Consider the following 21203-nt stretch of genomic DNA (forward strand, 5'->3'; position numbering starts at 1 on the left):
TTCCGGCTTGCCGGGTTTGCCAGATAAAAATCTGCGGTCGTTGCATCGGTATCGCGACGGTCGTCAGTCCGCTTATGGCGCGATAGCAAAGCGGTTATGCAGCGGCCTGCAAAGCCGTGTAGGCCGGTTCGACTCCGGCTCGCGCCTCCAGATAAAGCCCTGATTCGTCAGGGCTTTTCTTTTTTCTGAGCGTTTCCATTGCTGGAAATGCGTCGCCTAGAGTGGTAAAAAGTCGCATCTAACCACTCGGAAATCACTCGTAACCACTCGAACTACGGCTAGTTTGGCCGTGTAGGGAAGTTGGACGAGTGTGCGACATGCCAACAAAACGACAACGTGCATCGGGATCGTGGGAATTCACGATTCGGCGGGCGAAGCTCCTACCAAAGCCACTTTCCCTCACTTTCGATACAGAGGCTGAGGGCAATGCATACTGCGCGCGTATCGAGCAGTTGCTCGATGCCGGTATTGTTCCGGAGGATGTGGTAGCGCAGCGCCAACTCATGACCAACGTGGGTGACGCAATTCGAGCGTACCTGCAGGCGGTCTCGGTCCCGGTATCCGATAGAAATCTCCTGAATACGCTGATCGGAACTCACGAGGCAGTTCGGCTGGTTGACGTTGACTATGCTTGGGCCGAGACCTGGGTCAAGTTCATGAAACGTCGCGATCATATGTCGCCGTCCACGATCCGTCACTACGTAGGTGCACTCGCCAGATGCTTCGATTGGGCGCGGAAAACTGAATCGTCGCTCCTGGCCGACAATCCGCTTCGGCATCTTCCAAGGCGCTACGCAACGTATACCGAAGAGGATGCGCGAGCGGTGCAGGCGCAAGATTTCGAAGTGAAGAGCGATCACCATCGAGATCGCCGGCCCGCCGACCTTGAGGAGGCGGCAATTCGGGCGATCATGGCCGGCGCGAAGCCCGAGGGCCGCGAGCGTGCGCTGGCGCTTCCATATCGGCCGGCGGTCATCTTCTTGTTTGAGCTGGCAATTGAATCCGCAATGCGCATGCGGGAGATCTACACGCTTGAGGTCGGCCAGTTCGATCTGCCGCGCCGGACCGTGGCTCTTGAGCGGACTAAGAACGGACACAAGCGCCAAGTTCCTCTCACGAGCGTCGCGATACAAGCCCATGAGCGCTATGTAGACGCAGTGAATTCTGGTGACCCAGAGATGGCCGGCTTCAGCTTCGCAGGCGGTGCGCTCTTCCCGTGGGTGGCGGATATGGCGGCAGCGATGCGAGCGGAGAACAAGCCGGCGCTCAGGTCGAAACTGATGGAGCGGGTGACCTCTAGGCTATCCGGTCAGTTTGGCCGGATTTTCGACGCGGCTGGTTGCGGTGACCTGGTTTTTCACGACCTCCGGCACGAGGCAACTTCTCGGCTCTACGAACGAACGACCTTGACTGACGTGCAGATCGCAAAGATCACCGGACATCGCGATCCCAAAGTGCTGATGCGATACGCGAATCTACGAGGGAGCGATCTGGCCGAGCGGCTGTGGTGACCGCGTCGGGGACACACTCAGTATGTGGTGTGCCCGTTGCTTGACACGCGTGGCAAAGTGTTATACTTGCGACCATGGAAACGACCCTCCCTGATCAAGATCTGGCTATGCTGGCTGATCCCAAACTACGGATGAAGGTGCGCAAGCGCCGGAAGACGAAGGAGCGCTTAACCCGCGATCCGGCTGAGCGGCACGGGGTGGATTTTTTCGTTACGCATTTAGACAGTAAGCAGCCCCTCCTTGTCGAAGGGAAGCGTGCAATTGCCGAGATAAGCAATGCGGTGAAGATTGCTACTTGTGCTGGAGATACTTTTCCTCGCGCCGTCGCTGATGATTTGCTGCAAGGCGTGCAAGTTACTTTGCAGCTCAAACATGCGGACATAGCAACGTGTGCGGTGTTCTCGCAACGGGTAATGGTGAGAACGCTCGATATCCGCGACACCTTCAAGGTAGTGCTTGAGCATTACCGGCGTGTCATGGTGGCGAAGGGGGTTGTTGGATCCGAGTGGGTCGCACCGGGGTTGTCCAATCGATTTGTGCATCAGATCGAAAACGAGGCATATACCGGAGCCATTGTGGAGCTGTTAGGCGGGTGCGATGTGGTGCCAGCGGTAGCGCAGGGCAGTGCTGACACTTCCAGCTCGGTTGTAAACTTGAAAAAATTTCGAGAAACCCGATTGCCCCCAGCCGTTGGATATGAAGATCCCGACGATCTCACGCCTACGCAATTGGCATGCATCCGTGCTGCTGTTGCGGCCGATGTGGCGGACATCGATCTGCTAGACATCGAGCCCTTCTAATGACGACAATGACCAGCTGGTGGGAAAGCGTTACCAAAGGTGACATCGTGTGGTGTTGGTTTCCCAACTACCCCGGTACGGAGATGCCGCCCAAACCACGTCCTGCGTTTGTAATGAGAGTGTACCCGCCGGAAAACGACTATTCTGGCAATAGGATCATGGTGGCTTATGGTACGTCGAAGACGACGATGCGTTACCAGTGGGATATGATCGTCTCCCCGTATGTGTGGGCCGGGACTGGACTGGCAACGGTGACGCGCTTCGACTTTTCGCAGCGGATGGTGATGCCATTCACCCACAAGTGGTTCAATGTACCCGACTGGAATGCGCGGGCGACAACGCCGATTCTTGGGCGCGCACCGATCGAAGATGTGTCGTTTGCTGCGCAGTTGAATAAAGCGGTGCTCGCCGGAAACGACAAGATAAATGAGGACCGTGCTAAGGACGAAGCGAAGGCGGTGACAAAGGCAGCATCTGGTGCCGGCTAGCTGAACATGTCTTCGTCGGAAAGAGAAAAGGGCTGCTTGTGCGCAGCCCTTTTGTTTTATCCGGCCCCTACCGATGGCAATTCGGGAGGAGGTCTTCTGCGTCGGCCTGGTCGTCGGCGATCGTCACCGGAAAGTAACTTTCGGATCGCACGGTCAGCTCTAGCGTCGGCCGCTGGCGAGCCGGTGTGGATCTGTTCGATGCGGTTCTGGGTCTGGATTTGCACCTGGGCGCGAAGATAGGCGACCACGTCGTCTTCGAGAAATACCCAGGCGCGTCCAATCTTGGCCCCCTGGATATCACCGCGGTTGACTAAGTCGAGCATAGTCGTTCGATCAATTTTGAGGAATTCAGCGCATTCGAGCAGGTCAAGAGTTCTCACCAGGCGTCCCCTCCATTGACCTTGGGATACCACGCATCGAGCCATTCTCGGATGGCTTTTTTTGTGTCGTGGACCGAATGTTCTAGGGTGATGAGGTGCCGATTGAAAATGCAATTCCATGTGCCGTCGTCGGCGCGATATACCAAGACGGCGCCATGAGCGCCGGCACCGGTGCAGGCACGGTGCTCACGGAGAAGCCGTATTGCGTGCGCCGGCGAATTGCAGAAGGGCACGTTGTCGATTTTTCCGGCGACGCCCGGCAGGTTGATGAGCGATCCCATCATTCGCCTTCGTTCTCACCCTGCGCGCACTGAGAGAGGGCGGCGGCCTGCGATGTGCGAACGTGGGCGCATCCCCACTTGAAGCCGGTCCATGCGCTTTCCACATATGGATTTTCATAGTCCCCATCGGGATCGCGCTTGATGTTTCCGGGGTTGTTCTGCTCGAACGCCGCCCGCTCGTCGGCAGTGGCCGGCTCGTCTCCGGCGCATTCCTCGATCGCGTTGAGTGCGCAGTTCTTCAGTTCTTCGAGCGTTGCAATGATCGCATCGGGTTCGCCCTCCGGGCTGCTGCGATCGGGAATCTCGCACACGTTCGTCAGGAACGTATCGAACCACGCGGGCAGGCCGCTGGCCGTGGCCGGCGATACTGCTGCGTTCTCCGACTGGCCGGCGCCTTCGAATGCTACGAAGCCACCTGTCATGTCACGGCCCTGCAGAATGCCGAGCGCCTCCTCGAGGCACACTTCGCTGACCGTCTTGGGGAATGCCGCCAGCGCGGCACGCAGCGCCCGAATCGCGCCGTCGATACGCCTGCGCTCGTGGATACGAAACTCTTGCGAGGTATCTGCCATTGACGAGGTGTAGCTATCGTCGATTGCGGCCAGGAGCGCGGCCCGGTACTGGCTAATCGACTGATAGGTGGCGGCCCGAGCGTCGTCTGCCACGATCACTCTCAGCGCGGATAGCGCGAGGGCGGAGCCACTACTATCCGGCTCGCCTTGCAATGCAACTGCCTCGGCGGAGTCGCCGGCATCGAACCGCTTCAACATGTCGGCGGCCAGCTCCGGGCGTGTCGAAGCGCAGGCACGCGCGTAAGCGATCATTGCCGCTGGCGCGTGCGGGTCGCTGGTCAGGTCGAGGACGAAGAATTCGGTCTCCCGGATCGCGGTGGCCGGAGTGTTGCTGCCGGCCGCGACTCGTGCCTCATAGCGTCGAGCCTGCTCATTCGGGGGGAAGCTGCGCAGGACGAAGTAGCGGCGATCATCTACGGCACCGCCAGTATGGGTAGGGATGGGCATGGTGTCGGATCTCACTTCGGCTGAATTGGGAGTGCACGGCCGAGCTGCATCAGGCCAGTCTCAAGCGTGGTGCCGGCGGTCGCCGCCCAGGTCCGCGCCTCCTGCGCGAGCTTGTGGCGTGCATAGCTGCCGAGTTCGTCGCGCATCAGGTCGAGCAGCACGACGTCGGCCGCCTGCATGACATCTGTGACCAACGAGCGAATCTCGACGTGGAGCGCCTCGATGCGCGCTTGCATGCCTCGGCGCGCAAGCGTCGAGGCGTCGTCGATCTGGATAGCTTTGCGCCGCGTACGCGGCGCCTCGTTCGTCTTGATAGTCTTTCGCCGCGATAGCGGCGCACCATCCTTCTGGATGGCGTTTGCGGGCGCATGGGCGCCGATGATCGAGTCGGCTATCAACCGGTCAAAGGTGGTGAACGACAATCCGCCGACTCGACTTCGATACTATTTCCAGGGACGGTTGACGTATAAAAAGATGGCTCGGCACCTACGTTTTTTGAGAATCGAATCCGAATACTTTCCCTGATCATGCCGCCATGAAAATCGATTGCATCATCAAGAGTGGAGGAATCGCCCCGACGGATTTCTCAGGGATGTTCGCCCGGATCGGGGCGATCATCGATGTGATGTCGATGGCCGAGCCGTTGCTTGCACGCCCTAACTGGCGCATGAAGGGTTACACGCTCGAAGAGGCCCAGGCACGTGCCGTCTACGCGCTTGACTCTGGCGTCAACCGGACGAGGCTTGCGGAGCTGGAGGATGAGTATCGTGGAAAAGATGTGTCGAGTATCGGGATATGGTTGGACGGCGGGCGCGAGGGCCTTGGTGCGTCGATCGAGATCATGGCGTGTGGCGGCACCTTCCCCGACACCGTTTCGGTCGATGCCCGCGGCGTATTTCTCGATCGAAAAAACATCGTCGCGAGCATCGTGGCTCGGAGCGCGCAGGAGTTTGCACCGATGGCGATTACTGCGGCGCCTGGCGACTACGAAGCACAACAGGCATTCGACGATCGTCCCGGCGTGGGCTGGATGCTGTACCTCCCCGTCGAGCTGACTGCGCAACAGATTCCGGAGGCACGGGAACTGATTCCGGTCCTCTCGCCCGATGGCGAGCGACGCCTTGGCACGATCATCGTCAGCATCAAGGACGAGCCGTTCTCGATCGACAACGAAGCCCACCTGGTAGCGGCGCACGATATCGAGGTGCGGCTCATTTCCATGGATCTGCTGCCACGCTTCACCGACATTTAACCCAGGCACCTTCTCCGCGCCGCATCACCCCGTCACCACCGCGAACTCCAGCCCCGATTCGAAATCGAGCGTGGTGCTCGAGATGCGCGGATGCGCATCGAGATAGCGCTTGAACGGCTGCACCGCCTCGCCGGCCGTGTACATATTGTCGGCCAGCACGATCGAGCCGGGCCGCAGCAGCGGTTCGACGCGCTGAAACAGGCGCAGATAGAGATCGGCCCAGACGTCGATGAACACGATGTCGAACGGGCCGTCGAGCTGCTCAAGGGTCTCGAACGCATCGCCCTCCCGCAACTCGACATATCGCTCGACCTCGGCCGTCGCGAGATGATCGCGCAGGCGCGCGCACTTCATCGCGTCGCGCTCGGTGGCGATCACGGTGCCGCGCCCGAGCGTGCGTAGCGCATCGGCGAAATACAGCGTCGATACGCCGTAGGAACTGCCGAGCTCGAGGATCCGCATCGGCCGGTGCGATAGCACCAGATTGCGCAGCAGGCTGCCCAGCTCGGCGGAAATCGCCAGCGACAGGCTGGTGCCGCGCGAGCGCTCGCTGTCGTCGTCGCCCGACAAACCGTGATCGCTGAGGAACTGCCCCTTTAGCCGCGGCGCCAGCGCCTCGTACTGGCTGACGAGATCCAGGAACGTGGCGCTGTCGCCGGGAAACTGGGCGCGGGCACGGCCGATCAACTCGGCGCGATTCTGTTCGTGCAGGCGTTGCAGCAGCACATGGCTCGATGTCGTCATCTTCATCCCTCGTATCGAAATAGCACGCCGCCGGGCAGCCGGCGCTCAGCGCGCCCGGGCCAGCTTGATCGCGTGTTCCGGGCAGGCCTCCACGCAGCGTCCGCAGGCGCGGCAGGCATCGGCATTGGGCGTATAGGCCACCTTCATGCCGTGCACACGCAGCTTGAAGCGATTCAGCATGCCGAGCCCGCGATAATCGGCCTCGTCGATGCGCCGGATCTCGAACACGTCCTCGGGGCAGACATCGAGGCAATCGCCCTTGCCCTCGCAGCGGCGCAGGTCGACCACCGGCACGATCACGCCCGGCTCCTGTTTGCAGACGACCTTCAAGGTATCGCGCATGCTCACTCTCCCTCGTTCGCGCGCGGGCTGCGGCGCGCATGCCAGGCCGAGCGGAAGCGCTCGCGTTCCTCGGGGGTCATGGCTTCCCATTTGCGCCAGTGGCGCCGGCGGTGCCAGCCGCCATGGCCGCGAAAGCCGCCGAACAGGATGCGGCTCAGCACCAGCAGGCCAAGCGCATGTGCAAGGTCGATGCTGCGCGCACCGACGAACAGCGCCGGCATCACCCAGTTCCACAACATCATCACGGCCCAGCCGAGCACCACGATCGCCACCAGCGCGAACACGGCCTTGGCAATCCATCTGATTCGACAATTCATCCTTCCACTCCTAGATATCGAGTTCGTCATAGGTGGCCTGCAGCCGCGCGCGCAGATGCAGGACCGCGTAGCGCTTGCGCGCCAGCAAGGTGTTGACGGCCACGCCGCTGTCGGCGGCCATGGCCTTGAAGCTGAGTCCTTCGAGTTCGTGCGCGATGAACACCTCGCGCTGGTTGGCCGGCAATTCGTCGAGCGCTTGCTGCAGGGCCTTGAGCACCACGCCGCGCGCATACAGCGCTTCCGGGCCGGCGTCGTGGGCGGGCAGGGCGAGGTCGAGCCGATAGTCGTCGCCGTCCTCGCCCTGGTCGACGAGCTCGGCCAGCGGCTGCTCCTTCTTCTTGCGGAAGCGGTCGATGATGCGGTTGCGCGCGGCGCGGAACAGCCAGGCGCTGGCCTGCTCGATCGGCGCGGGCAGCCGGTAGGCCTGCACGAAGTCGTGGAAGACATCCTGCAGGATGTCCTCGGCGTCGCTCGGGTCGCGCACTCGGCGCCGGATGAAGTTTCCGAGCTTGGTGCGTTCGCGCGAGATCGTCGCGCTCATGTCGCGGTCTCGGTCGGTCATCGGGTCCGGGTTCGTTGGCGAGTCCATGCGCCTGAAGACGAACGGCGCGGGCGGATATTGTGGCGCGTCGACGAAAAACGGTCGCGTCGGTCGAGAGGGGCGGCGTCTGATATGAGGAAATCGCGCCGGGGAAGGGAAGGCGGAAACGAAACAGCCCCGTCGTGGACGGGGCTGTTCGGGGGCAGCAGGGAGCCAGGGCCGGCGAACCGGCCCTCGATTCAGCGCGTCGCGCGTCGCGCCCAGGCCAGCTCTACGAATACGCGGCAGAGCGCTTCCATGCCGCGCCGGTCCTCGTCGTCGAAGCGCGCAAGTTCGGGGCTGTCGACGTCCCACACGCCGATCAGCGCGCCGTCGTCCGCCACCAGCGGCACCACGATTTCCGATTGCGAGGCCGAATCGCAGGCGATATGGCCCGGGAATTCGTGCACGTCGCGCACCACCTGGGTCTCGCGCGTCCGGGCGGCCGTGCCGCACACGCCCTTGCCGAGCGGAATCCGCACGCAGGCCGGCTTGCCCTGGAACGGGCCAACCACCAGTTCGGCGCCGTCGAACAGGTAGAACCCGGCCCAGTTCAGGCCTTCGAGCGAGTGATAGACGAGCGAGGAGAAATTCGCCGCGTTGGCGACCAGGTCGGTTTCCGATTCGATCAGCGAGCGCGCTTGCGCGACCAGCGTCTCGTAAAGCTCGGATTTGGTGGCGGCCGGGGAAGTGGAGAGTTCGAACATGATCGCTTGCACTGGAATCGGAGAAGCGGCGCGGGCCGCGAGAAGTCCCGGCAGTCTAAAAGAAATCGGCGCGCGGCGCTCGATCCGGTTGTCCGAACGGTTTCAATGGCCGGAACGGCCATGGCCGGGCGGCGCGAGCCTCAATCGGCCCCTTGATCGGCCCCTTAATCGGCCCCTCGCTCGGCGAAGCGCGCCGCGAGAAAATCGAGCAGGGCGCGGACCGCCGGCATCAGCCCCCGGCGCGAGGCATACACGGCATGCACGACCTCGCGGCGCGGCGCCCAGTCGGCCAGCACCACCTGCAATGCGCCGCGCTCGATCGCCTCGCGGACCATCATGGTCGGCAACTGCACCACGCCGACCCCGGCGATCGCGGCCGCGCGCAGCGCGAACATGCCGCGCGTGACCAGGCGCGGCCGATGCGGAATCACCGCCTTGGCGCCCGCCGGGCCGCGCAGGTTCCAGACATGGTCGTCCTGCGGCGCGCCGAGCGCGAGGCTCGGCAGCGCGGCCAGGTCGGCCGGCACGCGCGGCGCCGCGTGGCCGGCCAGCAGCGAGGGGCTCGCGACCAGGCACTGGCCGCGCTCGGCCAGCGGCCGCAGCACCAGCTCGCTGTCCTCGAGCGGCGGCGGCCTGACGCGCAGCGCCACGTCGACGCCTTCGCCGACCACGTCCACGCGCCGGTTGGTTTCCTCCAGGTGGATCTCGACATGCGGGCATTGCGCCATGAAGGCCGCCAGCATCTGGCCGACCTCGGCGTCGAGCAGGGCGATCGGGCAGGTCACGCGCACGATCCCGCGCGGCTCGGCGTGCAGCAGCGCGACCGCCTCGTCGGCCGCGTCGGCCTCCACCAGCATCGCGCGGCAATGCGCGTAATAGGTGGCGCCGATCTCGGTCAGCGCGAAGCGGCGCGTCGAGCGCTGGATCAGCCGCATCCCGAGCCGCTCCTCGAGCTCGGCGATGCGCCGGCTCAGGCGCGATTTCGGCAGGTTCAGGGCGCGCCCGGCCGGCGCGAAACCGCCGTGGTCCACCACCTGCACGAAGAAATAAAGGTCGTTCAGATCTCGCATCATCGTTCACCAGATAGAACGCTGAGTGTGATTTTCACACACTACCGCCGTTATCGTTGCGCAACTATGCTACTTCCTATCGCCCCGGACGTTTCGGTTCGGGCAAGCAGATCAGGAGAATCGAGATGAAGCAGATCGTCGGCACCTACAGCGCACCGCGTTCCCACTGGGTCGGGGACGGCTTCCCGGTCCGCTCGCTGTTCAGCTATCACAGCACCGGCTCGCACCTGAGCCCGTTCCTGCTGCTCGACTATGCCGGCCCGGCCCGTTTCGAGCCGACCACGCAGCGGCGCGGGGTGGGCCAGCATCCGCATCGCGGCTTCGAGACCGTGACGATCGTCTACGACGGCGAGGTCGACCATCGCGACTCGACCGGCGCGGGCGGCCATATCGGCCCCGGCGACGTGCAGTGGATGACGGCCGCGGGCGGGATCCTGCACGAGGAGTTCCACTCGGATGCGTTCGCGCGGCGCGGCGGCGCGCTGGAGATGGTCCAGCTGTGGGTGAACCTGCCCGCCAAGGACAAGCTCGCCGAGCCGGGCTACCAGACGCTGCGCGATGCCGAGATTCCCTCGGTGCCGCTGCCGGATGGCGCCGGCCGGGTGCGCGTGATCGCGGGCGAGTTCGACGGCCATCGCGGCCCGGCGCGCACTTTCACGCCGATCGACGTGTGGGACGTGCGCCTCGCGGCGGGCGGCCAGGCGCGCTTCGAGATCGCCGAAGGCCGCACGCTGGCCCTGGCGGTGCTGCACGGCACGGTGCTGGTGAACGGCAAGGAGGTGGCGCGCGAGGCGCAGGTCGTGCACCTGGCGCGCGAGGGCAGCGGCGTCGAGATCGAGGCGAACAACGACGCCACCCTGCTGGTGCTGAGCGGCGAGCCGATCGACGAGCCGGTGGTCGGTTATGGCCCGTTCGTGATGAACAGCGAGGACGAGATCCGCCAGGCCGTGGACGACTTCAACAGCGGCCGTTTCGGCGGCATGCCCGCCTGAGCCCGGTTCCGCCGCGCGGCCTGCCCAGGCAGCCGCGCGGCGGGCATAATGTCCGGATTGAGCGCGCCCGCCCGGGCGCGCGTTTGATTCGGGCCCGCCGCATGTCTGTCACGCCTTCCACCGCTTCCGGTTCCGCCTCCGCCGCGTCCTCGCCGGTTTCCCTCGCCGAACTCGACTGGCGCTGGCGCGCCTTCGAGGCGCTGTCCACACACGATCTCTACGCGATCCTGGAAGCGCGCTGCGCCGTGTTCGTGGTCGAGCAGCAATGCGTCTACAAGGACATCGACGATGCCGACCAGGATGCCTGGCATCTCGGCGCGCATCATGCCGATGGCCGGCTCGCCGGATATCTGCGCGTGCTGCTGCCCGATGCCGGCTCGCCCGATATCCGCATCGGCCGCGTGCTGACCACCGCGCCGTTTCGCGGCATCGGCCTGGGCAACGCGCTGCTGGCCCAGGCGCTCGAACGGATCCGCGCCCAGTGGCCGGGTACGCCGATCAGCCTGCATGCGCAGGCGCACCTGCAGAAGTACTACGGTGCCTTCGGCTTCTCGCCGAGCTCCGAGGTCCACGACGACGACGGCATCCCGCACATCTGGATGCGCTCGGCCTAATTCCCCGCAGCTTCCCCCCGCGCGGCCTGGCGCGCCGCGACCTCGGCCGGCGAGGCCGCGCGCCGCGGCCCGGGCCGTGCCCGCTCGCGCAGCCGGCCGCGCGCCGACAGCCGCATCCAGTGACGCAACGCGACCAGCGCGCCGATCACGCTCATCATCGAACCGGGAATCCACAGCAGCAGCCCGCCGATCTGCTGGTCGCGCATCGGGCTCAGCCAGGTGAAGGCGCGCCCGCAGATCGAGTAGATCGGATAGAGCTCGTGCGAGGTGAAGAAGATCAGCGCGCCGAGCAGGATCTGCGGCGGGATCGCGGCGATCGCGACCAGGATCCGGCGCCCCGGCGCGAGCCGGGCCGGCGGCGCGGGGCGCGGGTCGAGCACCAGCCACCAGAACAGCAGCCCGTCGATCACCATGCTCCAGTTCATGACGCGATAGAGGCGCCAGTCGAGCATCGCGACGAAGTGGATCGGCGAGAGCAGCCAGAAATAGATCAGCCCGACGAACAGCAGCACCGCCACCACCGGATGGAACAGCACGCGCAGCGTCAGGCGCAGCGGCGCGGCGGCGAGCAGGGGGCGCAGCCAGCGCCGCCGCCAGGCGAACGGGATGCCGGCGCGCAGCGCGGCGCCGGGATAGGACAGCGCGATGAAGAAGGGCCCCAAGTGATGCAGCACCAGGTGCTGGGCGCGATGCATGAAGAACTCGTGCTCGAAGTAGTAGTCGAGCCGCGTATGCAGCGCCACGTAGAGCGCGCCGAGCCCGAACCAGAACGACAGGCGCCGCAGCGGCGTGACGCGCGCCTTGCGGGCACCGCGCAGGAACAGCACGGCGGCGGCCAGGATCGCGATCACCACGGTCGGCGAGGGTTCCCAGGGATCGAGCCAGTAGAGCGGGTTCATGGTCGGATATCGGCGAATGAAGGGATGCGCGGCGGCGGGCTCAGGCGGGCCCGGCCTCGATCAGCCGGCGCAGGTCGGCGGCGATCGCCTCGGGCCGGTCCTGCTCGGTGGCGAGCAGCCGGGCATGGCCGCCGGCGTCGAACACATAGACGGCCGAACTGTGGGTGACCTCGTAGCCGCCGCTCGCATCGCGCTGCTCCATCTGGTAGGCGACGCGATAGCGCTTGGCCAGCGATTCGATCTCGCCCTGGCTGCCGGTCAGGCCGATCGCGTGCTCGGCATCGAAGGCGCCGACATAGGCGCGCATCAGCGCCGGCGTATCGCGGGCCGGGTCGACCGAGACGAACAGGATGCGCACCCGGCTGGCCTCGGGGCCGAGCCGGGCCAGCACCTGCATCAGCCGCGCCATGGTCTCGGGGCAGACGTCGGGGCAATGCGTGTACCCGAAATAGACCAGCGCGAGGCGCCCGCGGAACGCCGCGGCGTCGATCGGCCGGCCGTCCTCGCCGGTCAGCGAGAAGGCCAGGTCGGGCAGGTGGCCGCTCACGTCGGTCAGCGTGTAGGGGCCGCCATGCGGCGCGCAGCCGGCCAGCGCGAGGACGGCCGCGCCGGCGGCCAGCAGGTTCGCCAGGCGGGCGAGCGGTCTTGGCGGCGCGGTGAGGCGCGGCTGGGGCCAGGCGCGGCGCGCGGCGGCGGGCAAGGGGAAGGAGAACGGGAAGGGCATCGATCGGCTCGTCGGCAGGGCGTTCGATCCGGTGTCGCGGCGGCGGATCCGGCAATCCCGCGGCCGCACCTGAACGCGCCGACTGTAGCGCAATTCCTCATACGAGGGATGTGCACCGCCGCATGCCGGCGATAGCCGCGCGCGCGGCGGGCTTGCAATCGGCCGACAAAACCCTCCCGGCCGCACCGTCCGCCTCCATGCGAACCCTTATCCATGCACGCGCAGCCGGCCGGCGCCTTTTGCGCTCGGCCGCGCGGGCGCGGTAAGATGCGCACATTCTTTCGGCAAGATTGCCGCCAGCCGCCACCCTCATCAGAGAACCGATGCAACCTGTCCCGGCTTCCCTCTCCCTGACCGACACCGCCTTTTTCTTCGACTTCGACGGCACGCTGGTCGATCTCGCGCCCACCCCCGACGGCATCCACGTACCCGATTCGCTGCCCGCCATGCTCAGCGAGCTGCGCACGCTCGCGCGCGGCGCGGTGGCGATCGTCTCGGGACGCGGCATCGACAGCATCGACAGCTTCCTCGGCCTGGCCGACCTGCCGGTGGCGGGCCTGCACGGCGCGGAGCGGCGCGACGCCAACGGCGACACGATGCGCGTCGGCTTCAACGACGAACGCCTGCTGCGCATCGAGCGCGAACTGGCCGCGGTGGTCGAGCGCAATCCCGGCACCCTGCTCGAGATCAAGGGCGCGGCCGTCGCGCTGCATTTCCGCAATGCGCCCGAACGCGAGGGCGTGGCGCGCGAGGCGGCCGAGCGGCTGGTGGCCGAGTATCCCGATGCCTATGTGCTGCAGCCCGGCAAGATGGTGTTCGAGATCAAGCCCAAGGGCGTCGACAAGGGCCGCGCGATCAGCGCCTTCCTCGGCGAGCCGCCCTTCGCGGGGCGCCGCCCGGTGTTCGCCGGCGACGACCTGACCGACGAGAAGGGCTTCGCGGTGGTCGACGCGGCGGGCGGGCTGTCGATCAAGATCGGCGCCGGCGATACCTCGGCGAAGACGCGCCTCGATTCGGTCGAGGCGATGCGCGCGCAGATCGCGCAATGGATCGCGGCGGGGCGCGCGCAGGCATGAGCCGACTGATCATCGTATCGAATCGGGTCGCGCCGATTTCCGAGGGCGAACCGGCGGCGGGCGGTCTCGCGATCGGCGTCTACGACGCGCTGAAGGAAACCGGCGGCATGTGGTTCGGCTGGAGCGGGGAAGTGGTGGCCTCGGGCGCGCCGCAGATCCGCGTCGAGGAGCGCGGGCCCGTCACCTTCGCCACCATCGGCCTGGCGCGCCGCGACTACGACCAGTATTACCGCGGCTTCTCGAACGCCACGCTGTGGCCGGCCTTCCACTACCGCACCGACCTGATCCAGTACGACCGCCACGAATTCGAGGGTTACGCGCGCGTCAACGTCTGGCTCGCGCAGCAATTGGTGCCGCTGCTGCGCGACGACGACGTGATCTGGGTCCACGACTACCACCTGATCCCGTTCGCGCAGGCCCTGCGCGCGGCCGGCGTGAAGAACCGCATCGGCTTCTTCCTGCACATCCCGTTTCCCGCCGCGCAGGTGCTGGTCAACGTGCCGCCGCATCGCGAGCTGGTCGAGGCGCTGTGTTCCTACGACCTGCTCGGCTTCCAGACCGATCCCGACCTGCGCGCCTTCTGCGACTACATCGACGCCGAGGCGGGCGGCACGGCGCGGCGCGAGGGCGGCGGCCCGGCCACCATCGAGGCCTTCGGTCGCCGGCTGCGCGCGCATGCCTATCCGATCGGCATCTATCCCGACGAGATCGCCTCGCTCGCGCAGGCCGGCGCCAACGGCCGCGCGGTGCGCACCCTCGCCACCTCGCTGCATGGCCGCCAGCTGGTGATGAGCGTCGACCGGCTCGACTATTCGAAAGGGCTGGTCGAGCGCTTCCGGGCCTTCGAGAAGCTGCTCGAACACGAGGCTGCCTATCGCAACCGCGTGTCCTTCCTGCAGATCGCGCCGTCCACGCGCGCCGACCTGCGCGCCTACCAGGACATCCGCCTGCAGCTCGAGGGCGAGTCCGGGCGCATCAACGGCCGCTACGCCGAACTCGACTGGGCGCCGATCCTCTACATCCATCGGCAATACGAGCGTCCGCTGCTGGCCGCGCTGTACCGGCTCGCGCGCGTCGGGTTCGTCACGCCGCTGCGCGACGGCATGAACCTGGTCGCCAAGGAATACGTGTCGGCGCAGGATCCCGAGGATCCGGGCGTGCTGGTGCTGTCGCGCTTCGCCGGCGCCGCGCGCGAGCTGACCGGCGCGCTGATCGTCAATCCGATGGACATCGACGGGATGGCCGAGGCGCTGGCCCGCGCGCTGTCGATGCCGGTGGCCGAGCGGCGCGCGCGCTACGAGGACATGATCGCGCAACTGCGCGAGAACAATGTCTCGGTGTGGCGCGACAACTTCCTGCGCGATCTGCAGCAGGCGGGCGGCGGCACGCACTGAAACATCGGCCCGCATTGCCGCGAGCCTCGGGCAGACATGAAAAACCGCCGGTCCAGCCGGCGGTTTTTCTTTGGGGACGAGGGGCGGGGGCGTTCAGGCCACGCGCTCGTCGCTGCGCGATTCGTCGTCGCCGTCGTCGTCGATCAGGTCGCGGCCGTGCTGCTTGGCGAGCAGGTCGCGATAGAGGCCCGGGCGGTTGCGCAGTTCCTCGGGCGAGCCGTCGTCGATCACCTTGCCGGTGCTCATCGCGATGATCCGGTCGAAGTTGCGCAGCGTCGAGAGCCGGTGCGCGATCGCGATCACGGTGCGGCCCACCATCAACCGGTCGAGCGCGGCCTGGATCGCTTCCTCGGAGGCGCTGTCGAGCGCCGAGGTGGCTTCGTCGAGCAAAAGGATCGGCGCGTCCTTGAGGATCGCGCGTGCGATCGCGATGCGCTGGCGCTGGCCGCCCGAGAGCTTCACGCCGCGGTCGCCGACCACGGTGTCGTAACCGTCCGGCATGGCCTCGATGAACTCGCTGCAGCGCGCGTCGCGCGCCGCGGCCAGCACCTGCTCGCGGCTCGCCTCGGGGCGGCCGTAGGCGATGTTCTCGTAGATCGAGCGGTGCAGCAGCGAGATGTCCTGCGGCACCAGGGCGATCTGCTGGCGCAGGCTGTCCTGGGTGATCGCGGCGATGTCCTGGCCGTCGATCTTGATCGCGCCGTCCTGCACGTCGTAGAAGCGCTGCAGCAGCGCCAGCACGGTCGACTTGCCGGCGCCCGACTTGCCGATCAGGCCGACCCGCTGGCCGGCCTCGATGCGCAGGTCGAAGTGGTCGAGGATCGGGCGGCGATGCGGGTAGGCGAAGGTGACGCGGTCGAATTCGACGCGCCCGCCGCGCGACTTCAGCTCGACGGCATCCGAGCGGTCCGGCATGCCGTGCGGCTCGAGGATGGTCTGCACCGCCTCGGCCAGGCGCGCGATGTGCTGGGTCACGTCCACCAGCGCCACCGCCAGGTCGCGCGTGCCGTGCAGGATGGTGAAGCCGAGCGAGCTGACCAGCACGATGTCGCCGGAGGTGGCCTTGCCCTGGTCCCAGAGCAGCAGCGCCCAGCCCAGCAGGCCGGCCGACAGCATGGCGGTGATCACCGCGTGCAGCAGGCGCAGCTTCTCCAGGTAGAGCAGGCTCTGCTGGCGCGCGTCCATCTCGGCCTTGACGGTCTGGCCGAAGCGCTTCTGCTCGCGCAGCGTCATGCCGAAGGCGCGCACCAGGGCCATGTTGCCGATCACGTCGACCAGCTCGCCGTCCACCGCCGCGGCCTTGGTGGCGAACGTGTGGTGGCGCGCCGAGCCGCGCCCGGCCAGCTTGAACAGCACCACGGCCAGGATCGCCGAGGCGGTGAACAGGCCCAGCGCCATCAGCGGGTTGACCACGATGATCATCACGATCGCGCCCACCACCGCGATGCACGGCGGCAGCACGTTCCAGGCCATGGTGTTCTCGGACGTGTAGACCGCGTTCGAGGTGGCGGTGATGCGGCTGGCGAGCGTGCCCGGCTGTTTCTCCGCGTAGTAGGTGGGCGAGTGGCCGCTCAGGTACTGGAACAGGTCGCGGCGCAGGTCGCCGGTGACCGCCACGAAGGTATGCGCGGCGAACCAGCCGCCGACGCGCCAGAGCAGGTTGTCGGCCGCGATCAGGCCGACCAGCAGCGCGAACGCGCCCCACAGCGGGCCCGGATGATGGCGGCCGCCGGCCAGCACGTCGATCAGGTGCTTGATCGCGTATTGCGAGCCGAGCGCGCAGCCGACCGCGGCCAGCACGCTGGCCAGCACGATCAGGTGGGCGACGGGATGCTTGCGGATATAGCGGAACAGAAACGCAAGGGGACGGCTCGCATAGCTCGAGAGCTTCGCGTTGTGGGCGTTGCGCTGGGCAGGTGTGAGAGCTTCCAAAATGTGTGCGTGTGGTCGAACGGAGGTTGAGCGGGGCGTGGGTGCGTCGCGCGCCGCGATGGTCCGCGATGCGGACGAAAGCCGGCATTGTAAACAAGCCCGACGTTTGTGCCGCACCGGATCGCATCCGATCTGCAGTCCGCGCTGCATTTTGGGATAAAATCCGTCGGCTCGCACTCTTTCCGCGCGGCTTGCGCGGACGTCGGTCAGTCGGCAAAACGAAAGGCGACGCCGACCCTAATGGTGCCGCAGCGCCGCCCGTGATGGTCCTACTCTAATTCCGCCTTGAAAATCCAAGGGTTGCAAAATGTTGCGCCTTTGTAACAAGGTAAATTCTTTGAAATGTTCCGCGCCGGACCCAGCTTTCGGTCCGATAATGTGCCTCGGGCTAACCCTGAGTCATTTTTACAGGGCGGCCCGGCAGCGGTTCCGGATCACGCAGGAATTTTTACGGGATGCTGTCAACGCGGTACGTCGAGATCCGTTGAATGCAAGTGCGCCGTCAGCCGATGGTGCCTCGATGCCGCGAGCCGGTGGTGGGTTTTCCCACTTTTTGAACCATGTCCGGCTCGCCGGACGGCAGGGCTTACGGCCCACTTAGCCTGATTTTTTAGGAGTTTCCCAGATGCGAATCGCTCAAATCGCTCCGTTGCACGAGGCGGTTCCCCCCAAGCTCTACGGCGGCACCGAACGCGTGGTGTCCTACCTGACCGAGGCACTGGTCGAGATGGGCCATGACGTGACGCTGTTCGCGAGCGGCGATTCGCAGACCTCGGCGAAGCTCGAAGCCTTCTGGCCGCAGGCGCTGCGCCTGGATCCGACCATCCGCGACGTGATGGCGCCCCACATGCTGCTGCTGGAAGAAGTGCGCCGCCGCGCCGACGAGTTCGACGTGCTGCACTTCCATATCGACTATTACCCGTTCTCGCTGTTCTCGCGCCAGCCGGTGCCGCATGTCACGACCATGCACGGCCGCCTGGACCTGCCGGAACTGCAGCCGATCTTCAATACCTTCAACACCGTGCCGGTGGTGTCGATCTCGGACAACCAGCGCATCCCGCTGCCGCAGGCGAACTGGCAGCCGACCGTCTATCACGGCCTGCCGGAAAACCTGCTGACGCCGCCGAAGGACGCCAAGCCGAGCTACCTGGCCTTCCTGGGCCGCATCTCGCCGGAAAAGCGCGTCGACACGGCCATCCGCATCGCCGAGCAGGCCGGCCTGCCGATCAAGATCGCGGCCAAGCTGGACAAGGCCGACCGCGCCTATTACGAAGAGAAGATCAAGCCGCTGTTCGCGCTGCCGCACGTCGAGTACATCGGCGAGATCAACGAATCGCAGAAGGCCGAGTTCCTCGGCAACGCGCACGCGCTGCTGTTCCCGATCGACTGGCCGGAGCCCTTCGGCCTGGTGATGATCGAGGCGATGGCCTGCGGCACGCCGGTGATCGCGTTCAAGCGCGGTTCGGTGCCGGAAGTGATCGACAACGGCGTGTCGGGCTTCGTGGTCGAGGACGAGATCTCGGCCGTGGCCGCCGTCAAGCGCCTGCACACGCTGCCGCGCGAAGGGGTTCGCGGTGCGTTCGAATCGCGCTTCTCGTCGAAGGTGATGGCCGCCAACTACATCAAGGTCTACGAAGAGCTGCTGCGCCAGAGCCGTCGCACGGTGCTGCGCGAAGTCAACGCGAACTAAGCGCGATTTTCCACGCCGGTCTCGACGCCCCGCAGGGTTTGCCCTGCGGGGCGTCGTGTTTTTGCGGCCCGCGCACGGCGGCGGCGGGAGCGGGCGCGGGCGCCAGGCTCGCCCGGTGCCTGCCTTCGGGCCACGCCGGCGCCGGGCGGGGCACCCCGCCCGCACCGGTGCCGGCGGTGTTGTATCCGCGCCGCGCGCCCCGGCGAAACGCCGTCGTGCCGCGGGGTTTCCGCGTGGGCGGGCAGGTCATGCCCCTATAATGGCCGTGCCGTAAAATCCGGCACCCGCAGGCAGATCGACAGGAGAGTTGTTTTGGCGAGAACGAAAACCACGCGCGCAAGTCCGGCCCCCGGTGCCGGCGTCATCTTCGCGTTGCGCGCGATCGGTCTCGTGCTGCTCGTTCGCTGGCTGCACGCGATGGCCCAGATGGACTGGTCGACGGTCTCGACCATGGCGTCCTCGCCCTGGGCCTGCGTCAACCTGGTATTCCTGTTCCTGCTGCTGACCCTGCCCGGCGCCGTCGCGCGCGCCGAGCGGCCCGCCCATCCGCTGCCGCAATGGCTGCGCCAGGCCTTGCGCCTGTTCGCCCTGCTCGGTTTCCTGTTCGCCGCCTGGTCGGTCGGCGCCTTCATCTGGTTCGCCGGCTGGCGGCGCGGCATGCATGCCGTGGTGGCCAGCAACGGCTGGCTGGTCGCGGCGCCGCTGCTGTATGCGGCGGTGGTCTGGATCTGCCGGCCGCAGCCGCTGTGGCGTACCAATATCGCCGCGCGCCGTTTCGCGATCGGCCGCTACGCGATCTCGATCGACGTGCTGACGCGCACCGTGGTGGTCTGGATGGAGAGCCGCAAGGTCGGCCAGTACGACGCGCGCGAGCTGGCGGTGCGCTGGCCGCGCGGCACGATGTTGCCGCCTGCCGCGGCTTTCGTGCCGGCCCCGGCGGGCGCGGCCGAGGCGTTCGCGCCGGGCATGCCGGCGGGGGCGAGCGATCGTGGTGCGGCGGTCAGTACCGCCGTGCCGGTGGCTGATTCGGCGATGGCAGCCGAGGCGGTGCTTCCGGCCGAGTCGCCGTTGAGCGCGTTGAGCGAGGGCGGGGCGCGGGCGGAATCCGCCGAGCCGCCCGCAACGGCGGCCCAGGCCGCGGTTTCGACTACGGTGCCGCTGGACGCGTCCTCGGCGATCCAGCCGGAGCCGGGCGCGATCGCGTCGCAAGCCGCTGCCGCGCCCGCGATCGATTCTTCCGCGACGGAGCAGGCGCTGCCGATCGACCAGCCCGCCGGCGTCGACACCTCCGCGCCGGCCGCAACCATCGAGGCCGCCTCGGCGCAGCCCGATCTTCCGATCGATACCGCTTCGACCGACGTTTCCGCCTCGGCCCCAAGCGCCGACACTGCCGCGACGCCGCCCAACTCCCAGGTCGCCTATGGCCGCCCCGGCGTGCCGCTGGCCGGCGATATCCCGCGCGGCCGGCCGTTCTCGCGGCCCAAGGTCGAGCTGCTGTGGAATTCGCCGGCGGCGGTCGGCCACAACCGCAAGAGCGTGATGCGCGCGCCGCTCGCCACCGAAGGCGATCGGGCGGCCGCCCGCGCGCTGGACGCCACGCTCAGGCAGTTCGTCTGAGCGCGTTCGCGCCGGCCCCGAGGAGACGAGCATGATCACCCACTGGCTGCTGGCCGCGATCCATCTCAGCGCATTCGGCCTGGCCCTGGCCGCGATCGCCACGCGCAACCGCGCCTTCAAGCGCATCGCGGCGGCCGACTCGCCGCAGGTCGCCGACCTGCGCGCGCTGTTCCGGGCCGACACGGGCTGGGGGCTGACGGCCCTGGTGCTGATCGTCACGGGCCTGATGCGCGCCTTCGGCGGTTTCGAGAAGGGCAGCGCCTACTATCTGCACGCGCCCCTGTTCCACCTGAAGATGACGGCCCTGGTGATCATCCTGCTGCTGGAGATCCGACCGATGCTGGCGCTGATCCGCTGGCGCGGCGCGGTGGCACGCGGCGGCGTGCCCGACGTTTCGCGCGCCCATGGCTATTCGCGGATCTGCCACGCGCAGGCTGCGTTGATCATCGTCATCGTGTTCGCGGCGGCCGGCATGGCGCGCGGCGTGTTCGCGGGCTGAGCCGCGACGAGGCAGGTCGACGATTCTTTCGACGGGCTTTCCATTTGGGCTGCGCGATGGCGTTGCGCTCGCTTCTGCCACGCCGCGGTTCAAGCCCGCTGATGAGCACGGCACGTTCCCGAGACTGGCTTGTATGGGCCGCTCCAGAAGTGCGATGATTCGACATCCGACCGCGTGCAGCGCGATCCCGCCAGATCCCCGCCGATAAAGGATTGGGGGAAACATCAGTCATCGGATGACTAGCGAGGCAGTATAATGGCCGCGCCAATTCGACC

Annotated in this window: 23 protein-coding genes, 1 tRNA gene and 1 pseudogene; 12 read left to right on the forward strand and 13 right to left on the reverse strand. The window is 66.5% G+C overall.

Going from position 1 to position 21203, the window contains the following annotated elements:
• The first annotated feature begins 76 nt into the window (after positions 1-76).
• The 4 genes from F3J18_RS03445 (at position 77) to F3J18_RS03460 (ending at position 2799) form a co-directional block, all read left to right on the forward strand.
• Positions 77-150: transfer RNA gene (locus F3J18_RS03445), tRNA-Cys, on the forward strand.
• A 167-nt stretch (positions 151-317) separates the two neighbouring features.
• Positions 318-1511 (forward strand): site-specific integrase, encoded by a 1194-nt coding sequence (locus F3J18_RS03450; protein ID WP_166911366.1) that lies wholly within the window; start codon positions 318-320, stop codon positions 1509-1511.
• A gap of 74 nt (positions 1512-1585) precedes the next feature.
• Positions 1586-2311 carry a hypothetical protein gene (locus F3J18_RS03455; RefSeq protein ID WP_166911369.1) on the forward strand — a complete coding sequence of 242 codons (726 nt, stop codon included), beginning with the start codon at positions 1586-1588 and terminating at the stop codon, positions 2309-2311.
• Positions 2311-2799 carry a type II toxin-antitoxin system PemK/MazF family toxin gene (locus tag F3J18_RS03460; protein WP_166911371.1) on the forward strand — a complete coding sequence of 163 codons (489 nt, stop codon included), beginning with the start codon at positions 2311-2313 and terminating at the stop codon, positions 2797-2799. The genes F3J18_RS03455 and F3J18_RS03460 overlap by 1 nt, the downstream gene beginning before the upstream one ends.
• 56 nt (positions 2800-2855) lie before the next feature.
• On the opposite strand, the gene F3J18_RS03465 is transcribed toward F3J18_RS03460, so the two are convergent.
• From F3J18_RS03465 to F3J18_RS38040, 4 genes are read right to left on the reverse strand one after another with little or no spacing between them, the layout of a single operon-like run.
• The gene (locus F3J18_RS03465) at positions 2856-3224 is read right to left on the reverse strand and encodes a helix-turn-helix domain-containing protein (protein WP_205195282.1); all 369 of its coding nucleotides are present in this window, start codon (positions 3222-3224) and stop codon (positions 2856-2858) included.
• Complete coding sequence (locus F3J18_RS03470; protein ID WP_205195290.1) at positions 3176-3463, reverse strand: hypothetical protein; 288 nt, start codon at positions 3461-3463, stop codon at positions 3176-3178. Before F3J18_RS03470 ends, F3J18_RS03465 begins: the two co-directional genes overlap by 49 nt.
• Positions 3460-4479, reverse strand: coding sequence for a hypothetical protein (locus F3J18_RS03475; RefSeq protein ID WP_166911354.1), 1020 nt, complete (start codon positions 4477-4479; stop codon positions 3460-3462). Before F3J18_RS03475 ends, F3J18_RS03470 begins: the two co-directional genes overlap by 4 nt.
• Positions 4480-4490: 11 nt before the next feature.
• Positions 4491-4901 carry a hypothetical protein gene (locus F3J18_RS38040; protein WP_240154556.1) on the reverse strand — a complete coding sequence of 137 codons (411 nt, stop codon included), beginning with the start codon at positions 4899-4901 and terminating at the stop codon, positions 4491-4493.
• A gap of 113 nt (positions 4902-5014) precedes the next feature.
• Between F3J18_RS38040 and F3J18_RS03485 the strand changes: the two genes are divergently transcribed.
• Entirely contained in the window at positions 5015-5731 is a 717-nt protein-coding gene (locus tag F3J18_RS03485; RefSeq protein ID WP_166911375.1) for an Imm52 family immunity protein, read from the forward strand.
• A gap of 24 nt (positions 5732-5755) precedes the next feature.
• Here the strand turns inward: F3J18_RS03485 and F3J18_RS03490 are convergent, their stop codons facing one another.
• The 6 genes from F3J18_RS03490 to F3J18_RS03515 all read right to left on the reverse strand — a co-directional run bounded on the left by F3J18_RS03490 (position 5756) and on the right by F3J18_RS03515 (position 9491).
• A complete protein-coding gene (locus F3J18_RS03490) occupies positions 5756-6475 on the reverse strand; it encodes a class I SAM-dependent methyltransferase (protein WP_166911422.1) in 720 nt (239 codons plus the stop codon).
• Positions 6476-6520: 45 nt separating this feature from the next.
• Positions 6521-6817 (reverse strand): 4Fe-4S dicluster domain-containing protein, encoded by a 297-nt coding sequence (locus F3J18_RS03495; RefSeq protein ID WP_025098859.1) that lies wholly within the window; start codon positions 6815-6817, stop codon positions 6521-6523.
• 2 nt (positions 6818-6819) lie between these two features.
• Positions 6820-7134: a hypothetical protein gene (locus tag F3J18_RS03500; RefSeq protein ID WP_013697149.1), complete on the reverse strand. Its 315-nt coding sequence runs from the start codon at positions 7132-7134 to the stop codon at positions 6820-6822.
• A gap of 10 nt (positions 7135-7144) precedes the next feature.
• Positions 7145-7696: a sigma-70 family RNA polymerase sigma factor gene (locus F3J18_RS03505; protein WP_085963591.1), complete on the reverse strand. Its 552-nt coding sequence runs from the start codon at positions 7694-7696 to the stop codon at positions 7145-7147.
• Positions 7697-7914: 218 nt separating this feature from the next.
• Positions 7915-8421, reverse strand: a complete 507-nt coding sequence (locus F3J18_RS03510; RefSeq protein ID WP_013697151.1) for a GAF domain-containing protein — start codon at positions 8419-8421, stop codon at positions 7915-7917.
• Positions 8422-8585: 164 nt separating this feature from the next.
• Positions 8586-9491 carry a LysR family transcriptional regulator gene (locus F3J18_RS03515; protein WP_166911424.1) on the reverse strand — a complete coding sequence of 302 codons (906 nt, stop codon included), beginning with the start codon at positions 9489-9491 and terminating at the stop codon, positions 8586-8588.
• 125 nt (positions 9492-9616) lie between these two features.
• On the opposite strand from F3J18_RS03515, the gene F3J18_RS03520 reads away from it, so the two are divergent.
• Positions 9617-10483, forward strand: a complete 867-nt coding sequence (locus F3J18_RS03520; protein WP_025098861.1) for a pirin family protein — start codon at positions 9617-9619, stop codon at positions 10481-10483.
• A 101-nt stretch (positions 10484-10584) separates the two neighbouring features.
• On the forward strand, positions 10585-11097 hold the full coding sequence (locus F3J18_RS03525) for a GNAT family N-acetyltransferase (RefSeq protein ID WP_166911377.1): 513 nt from the start codon (positions 10585-10587) through the stop codon (positions 11095-11097).
• Here F3J18_RS03525 and F3J18_RS03530 read toward each other — a convergent pair.
• Together F3J18_RS03530 and F3J18_RS03535 are read right to left on the reverse strand one after the other, a co-directional pair.
• A complete protein-coding gene (locus tag F3J18_RS03530; protein ID WP_240155500.1) occupies positions 11094-11996 on the reverse strand; it encodes a cytochrome c oxidase assembly protein in 903 nt (300 codons plus the stop codon). The genes F3J18_RS03525 and F3J18_RS03530 overlap by 4 nt on opposite strands.
• Before the next feature lie 40 nt (positions 11997-12036).
• Positions 12037-12720 (reverse strand): SCO family protein, encoded by a 684-nt coding sequence (locus F3J18_RS03535; RefSeq protein WP_025098864.1) that lies wholly within the window; start codon positions 12718-12720, stop codon positions 12037-12039.
• 323 nt (positions 12721-13043) lie between these two features.
• Between F3J18_RS03535 and otsB the strand changes: the two genes are divergently transcribed.
• Both otsB and otsA read left to right on the forward strand, forming a co-directional pair.
• Positions 13044-13796: a trehalose-phosphatase gene (gene otsB, locus F3J18_RS03540; RefSeq protein ID WP_025098865.1), complete on the forward strand. Its 753-nt coding sequence runs from the start codon at positions 13044-13046 to the stop codon at positions 13794-13796.
• Complete coding sequence (otsA, locus tag F3J18_RS03545; RefSeq protein ID WP_036053658.1) at positions 13793-15190, forward strand: alpha,alpha-trehalose-phosphate synthase (UDP-forming); 1398 nt, start codon at positions 13793-13795, stop codon at positions 15188-15190. The genes otsB and otsA overlap by 4 nt, the downstream gene beginning before the upstream one ends.
• Before the next feature lie 93 nt (positions 15191-15283).
• Here the strand turns inward: otsA and F3J18_RS03550 are convergent, their stop codons facing one another.
• Positions 15284-17122, reverse strand: coding sequence for an ABC transporter ATP-binding protein (locus F3J18_RS03550; protein ID WP_166911379.1), 1839 nt, complete (start codon positions 17120-17122; stop codon positions 15284-15286).
• Positions 17123-17747: 625 nt separating this feature from the next.
• Here F3J18_RS03550 and F3J18_RS03555 point away from each other — a divergent pair.
• The 3 genes and pseudogenes from F3J18_RS03555 (at position 17748) to F3J18_RS03565 (ending at position 20928) form a co-directional block, all read left to right on the forward strand.
• Positions 17748-18812, forward strand: coding sequence for a glycosyltransferase family 4 protein (locus F3J18_RS03555; RefSeq protein WP_025098867.1), 1065 nt, complete (start codon positions 17748-17750; stop codon positions 18810-18812).
• Between the two features lie 312 nt (positions 18813-19124).
• Positions 19125-19766, forward strand: a pseudogene (locus tag F3J18_RS38045) (hypothetical protein); the annotation flags it as partial.
• A gap of 694 nt (positions 19767-20460) precedes the next feature.
• Positions 20461-20928, forward strand: coding sequence for a DUF2214 family protein (locus F3J18_RS03565; RefSeq protein ID WP_025098869.1), 468 nt, complete (start codon positions 20461-20463; stop codon positions 20926-20928).
• Positions 20929-21203: the final 275 nt, after the last annotated feature.

Origin of the sequence: Burkholderia sp. Ax-1720, from assembly GCF_011753035.1 — a bacterium.
Taxonomy (GTDB): domain Bacteria; phylum Pseudomonadota; class Gammaproteobacteria; order Burkholderiales; family Burkholderiaceae; genus Burkholderia; species Burkholderia gladioli.

Bases quoted from the DNA above. Each gene is read 5' to 3' on its own strand.
- F3J18_RS03530 (WP_240155500.1), bottom strand. From the start codon at position 11,996: ATGAACCCGCTCTACTGGCTCGATCCCTGGGAACCCTCGCCGACCGTG.
- F3J18_RS03500 (WP_013697149.1), bottom strand. From the start codon at position 7,134: ATGAATTGTCGAATCAGATGGATTGCCAAGGCCGTGTTCGCGCTGGTG.
- F3J18_RS03515 (WP_166911424.1), bottom strand. From the start codon at position 9,491: ATGCGAGATCTGAACGACCTTTATTTCTTCGTGCAGGTGGTGGACCAC.
- F3J18_RS03495 (WP_025098859.1), bottom strand. From the start codon at position 6,817: ATGCGCGATACCTTGAAGGTCGTCTGCAAACAGGAGCCGGGCGTGATC.
- F3J18_RS03450 (WP_166911366.1), top strand. From the start codon at position 318: ATGCCAACAAAACGACAACGTGCATCGGGATCGTGGGAATTCACGATT.
- F3J18_RS03475 (WP_166911354.1), bottom strand. From the start codon at position 4,479: ATGCCCATCCCTACCCATACTGGCGGTGCCGTAGATGATCGCCGCTAC.
- F3J18_RS03490 (WP_166911422.1), bottom strand. From the start codon at position 6,475: ATGACGACATCGAGCCATGTGCTGCTGCAACGCCTGCACGAACAGAAT.
- F3J18_RS03565 (WP_025098869.1), top strand. From the start codon at position 20,461: ATGATCACCCACTGGCTGCTGGCCGCGATCCATCTCAGCGCATTCGGC.
- F3J18_RS03485 (WP_166911375.1), top strand. From the start codon at position 5,015: ATGAAAATCGATTGCATCATCAAGAGTGGAGGAATCGCCCCGACGGAT.
- F3J18_RS03555 (WP_025098867.1), top strand. From the start codon at position 17,748: ATGCGAATCGCTCAAATCGCTCCGTTGCACGAGGCGGTTCCCCCCAAG.
- F3J18_RS03505 (WP_085963591.1), bottom strand. From the start codon at position 7,696: ATGACCGACCGAGACCGCGACATGAGCGCGACGATCTCGCGCGAACGC.
- F3J18_RS03460 (WP_166911371.1), top strand. From the start codon at position 2,311: ATGACGACAATGACCAGCTGGTGGGAAAGCGTTACCAAAGGTGACATC.
- F3J18_RS03465 (WP_205195282.1), bottom strand. From the start codon at position 3,224: ATGGCTCGATGCGTGGTATCCCAAGGTCAATGGAGGGGACGCCTGGTG.
- F3J18_RS03520 (WP_025098861.1), top strand. From the start codon at position 9,617: ATGAAGCAGATCGTCGGCACCTACAGCGCACCGCGTTCCCACTGGGTC.
- F3J18_RS03470 (WP_205195290.1), bottom strand. From the start codon at position 3,463: ATGATGGGATCGCTCATCAACCTGCCGGGCGTCGCCGGAAAAATCGAC.
- F3J18_RS03525 (WP_166911377.1), top strand. From the start codon at position 10,585: ATGTCTGTCACGCCTTCCACCGCTTCCGGTTCCGCCTCCGCCGCGTCC.
- F3J18_RS03510 (WP_013697151.1), bottom strand. From the start codon at position 8,421: ATGTTCGAACTCTCCACTTCCCCGGCCGCCACCAAATCCGAGCTTTAC.
- otsB (WP_025098865.1), top strand. From the start codon at position 13,044: ATGCAACCTGTCCCGGCTTCCCTCTCCCTGACCGACACCGCCTTTTTC.
- F3J18_RS03535 (WP_025098864.1), bottom strand. From the start codon at position 12,720: ATGCCCTTCCCGTTCTCCTTCCCCTTGCCCGCCGCCGCGCGCCGCGCC.
- F3J18_RS03455 (WP_166911369.1), top strand. From the start codon at position 1,586: ATGGAAACGACCCTCCCTGATCAAGATCTGGCTATGCTGGCTGATCCC.
- otsA (WP_036053658.1), top strand. From the start codon at position 13,793: ATGAGCCGACTGATCATCGTATCGAATCGGGTCGCGCCGATTTCCGAG.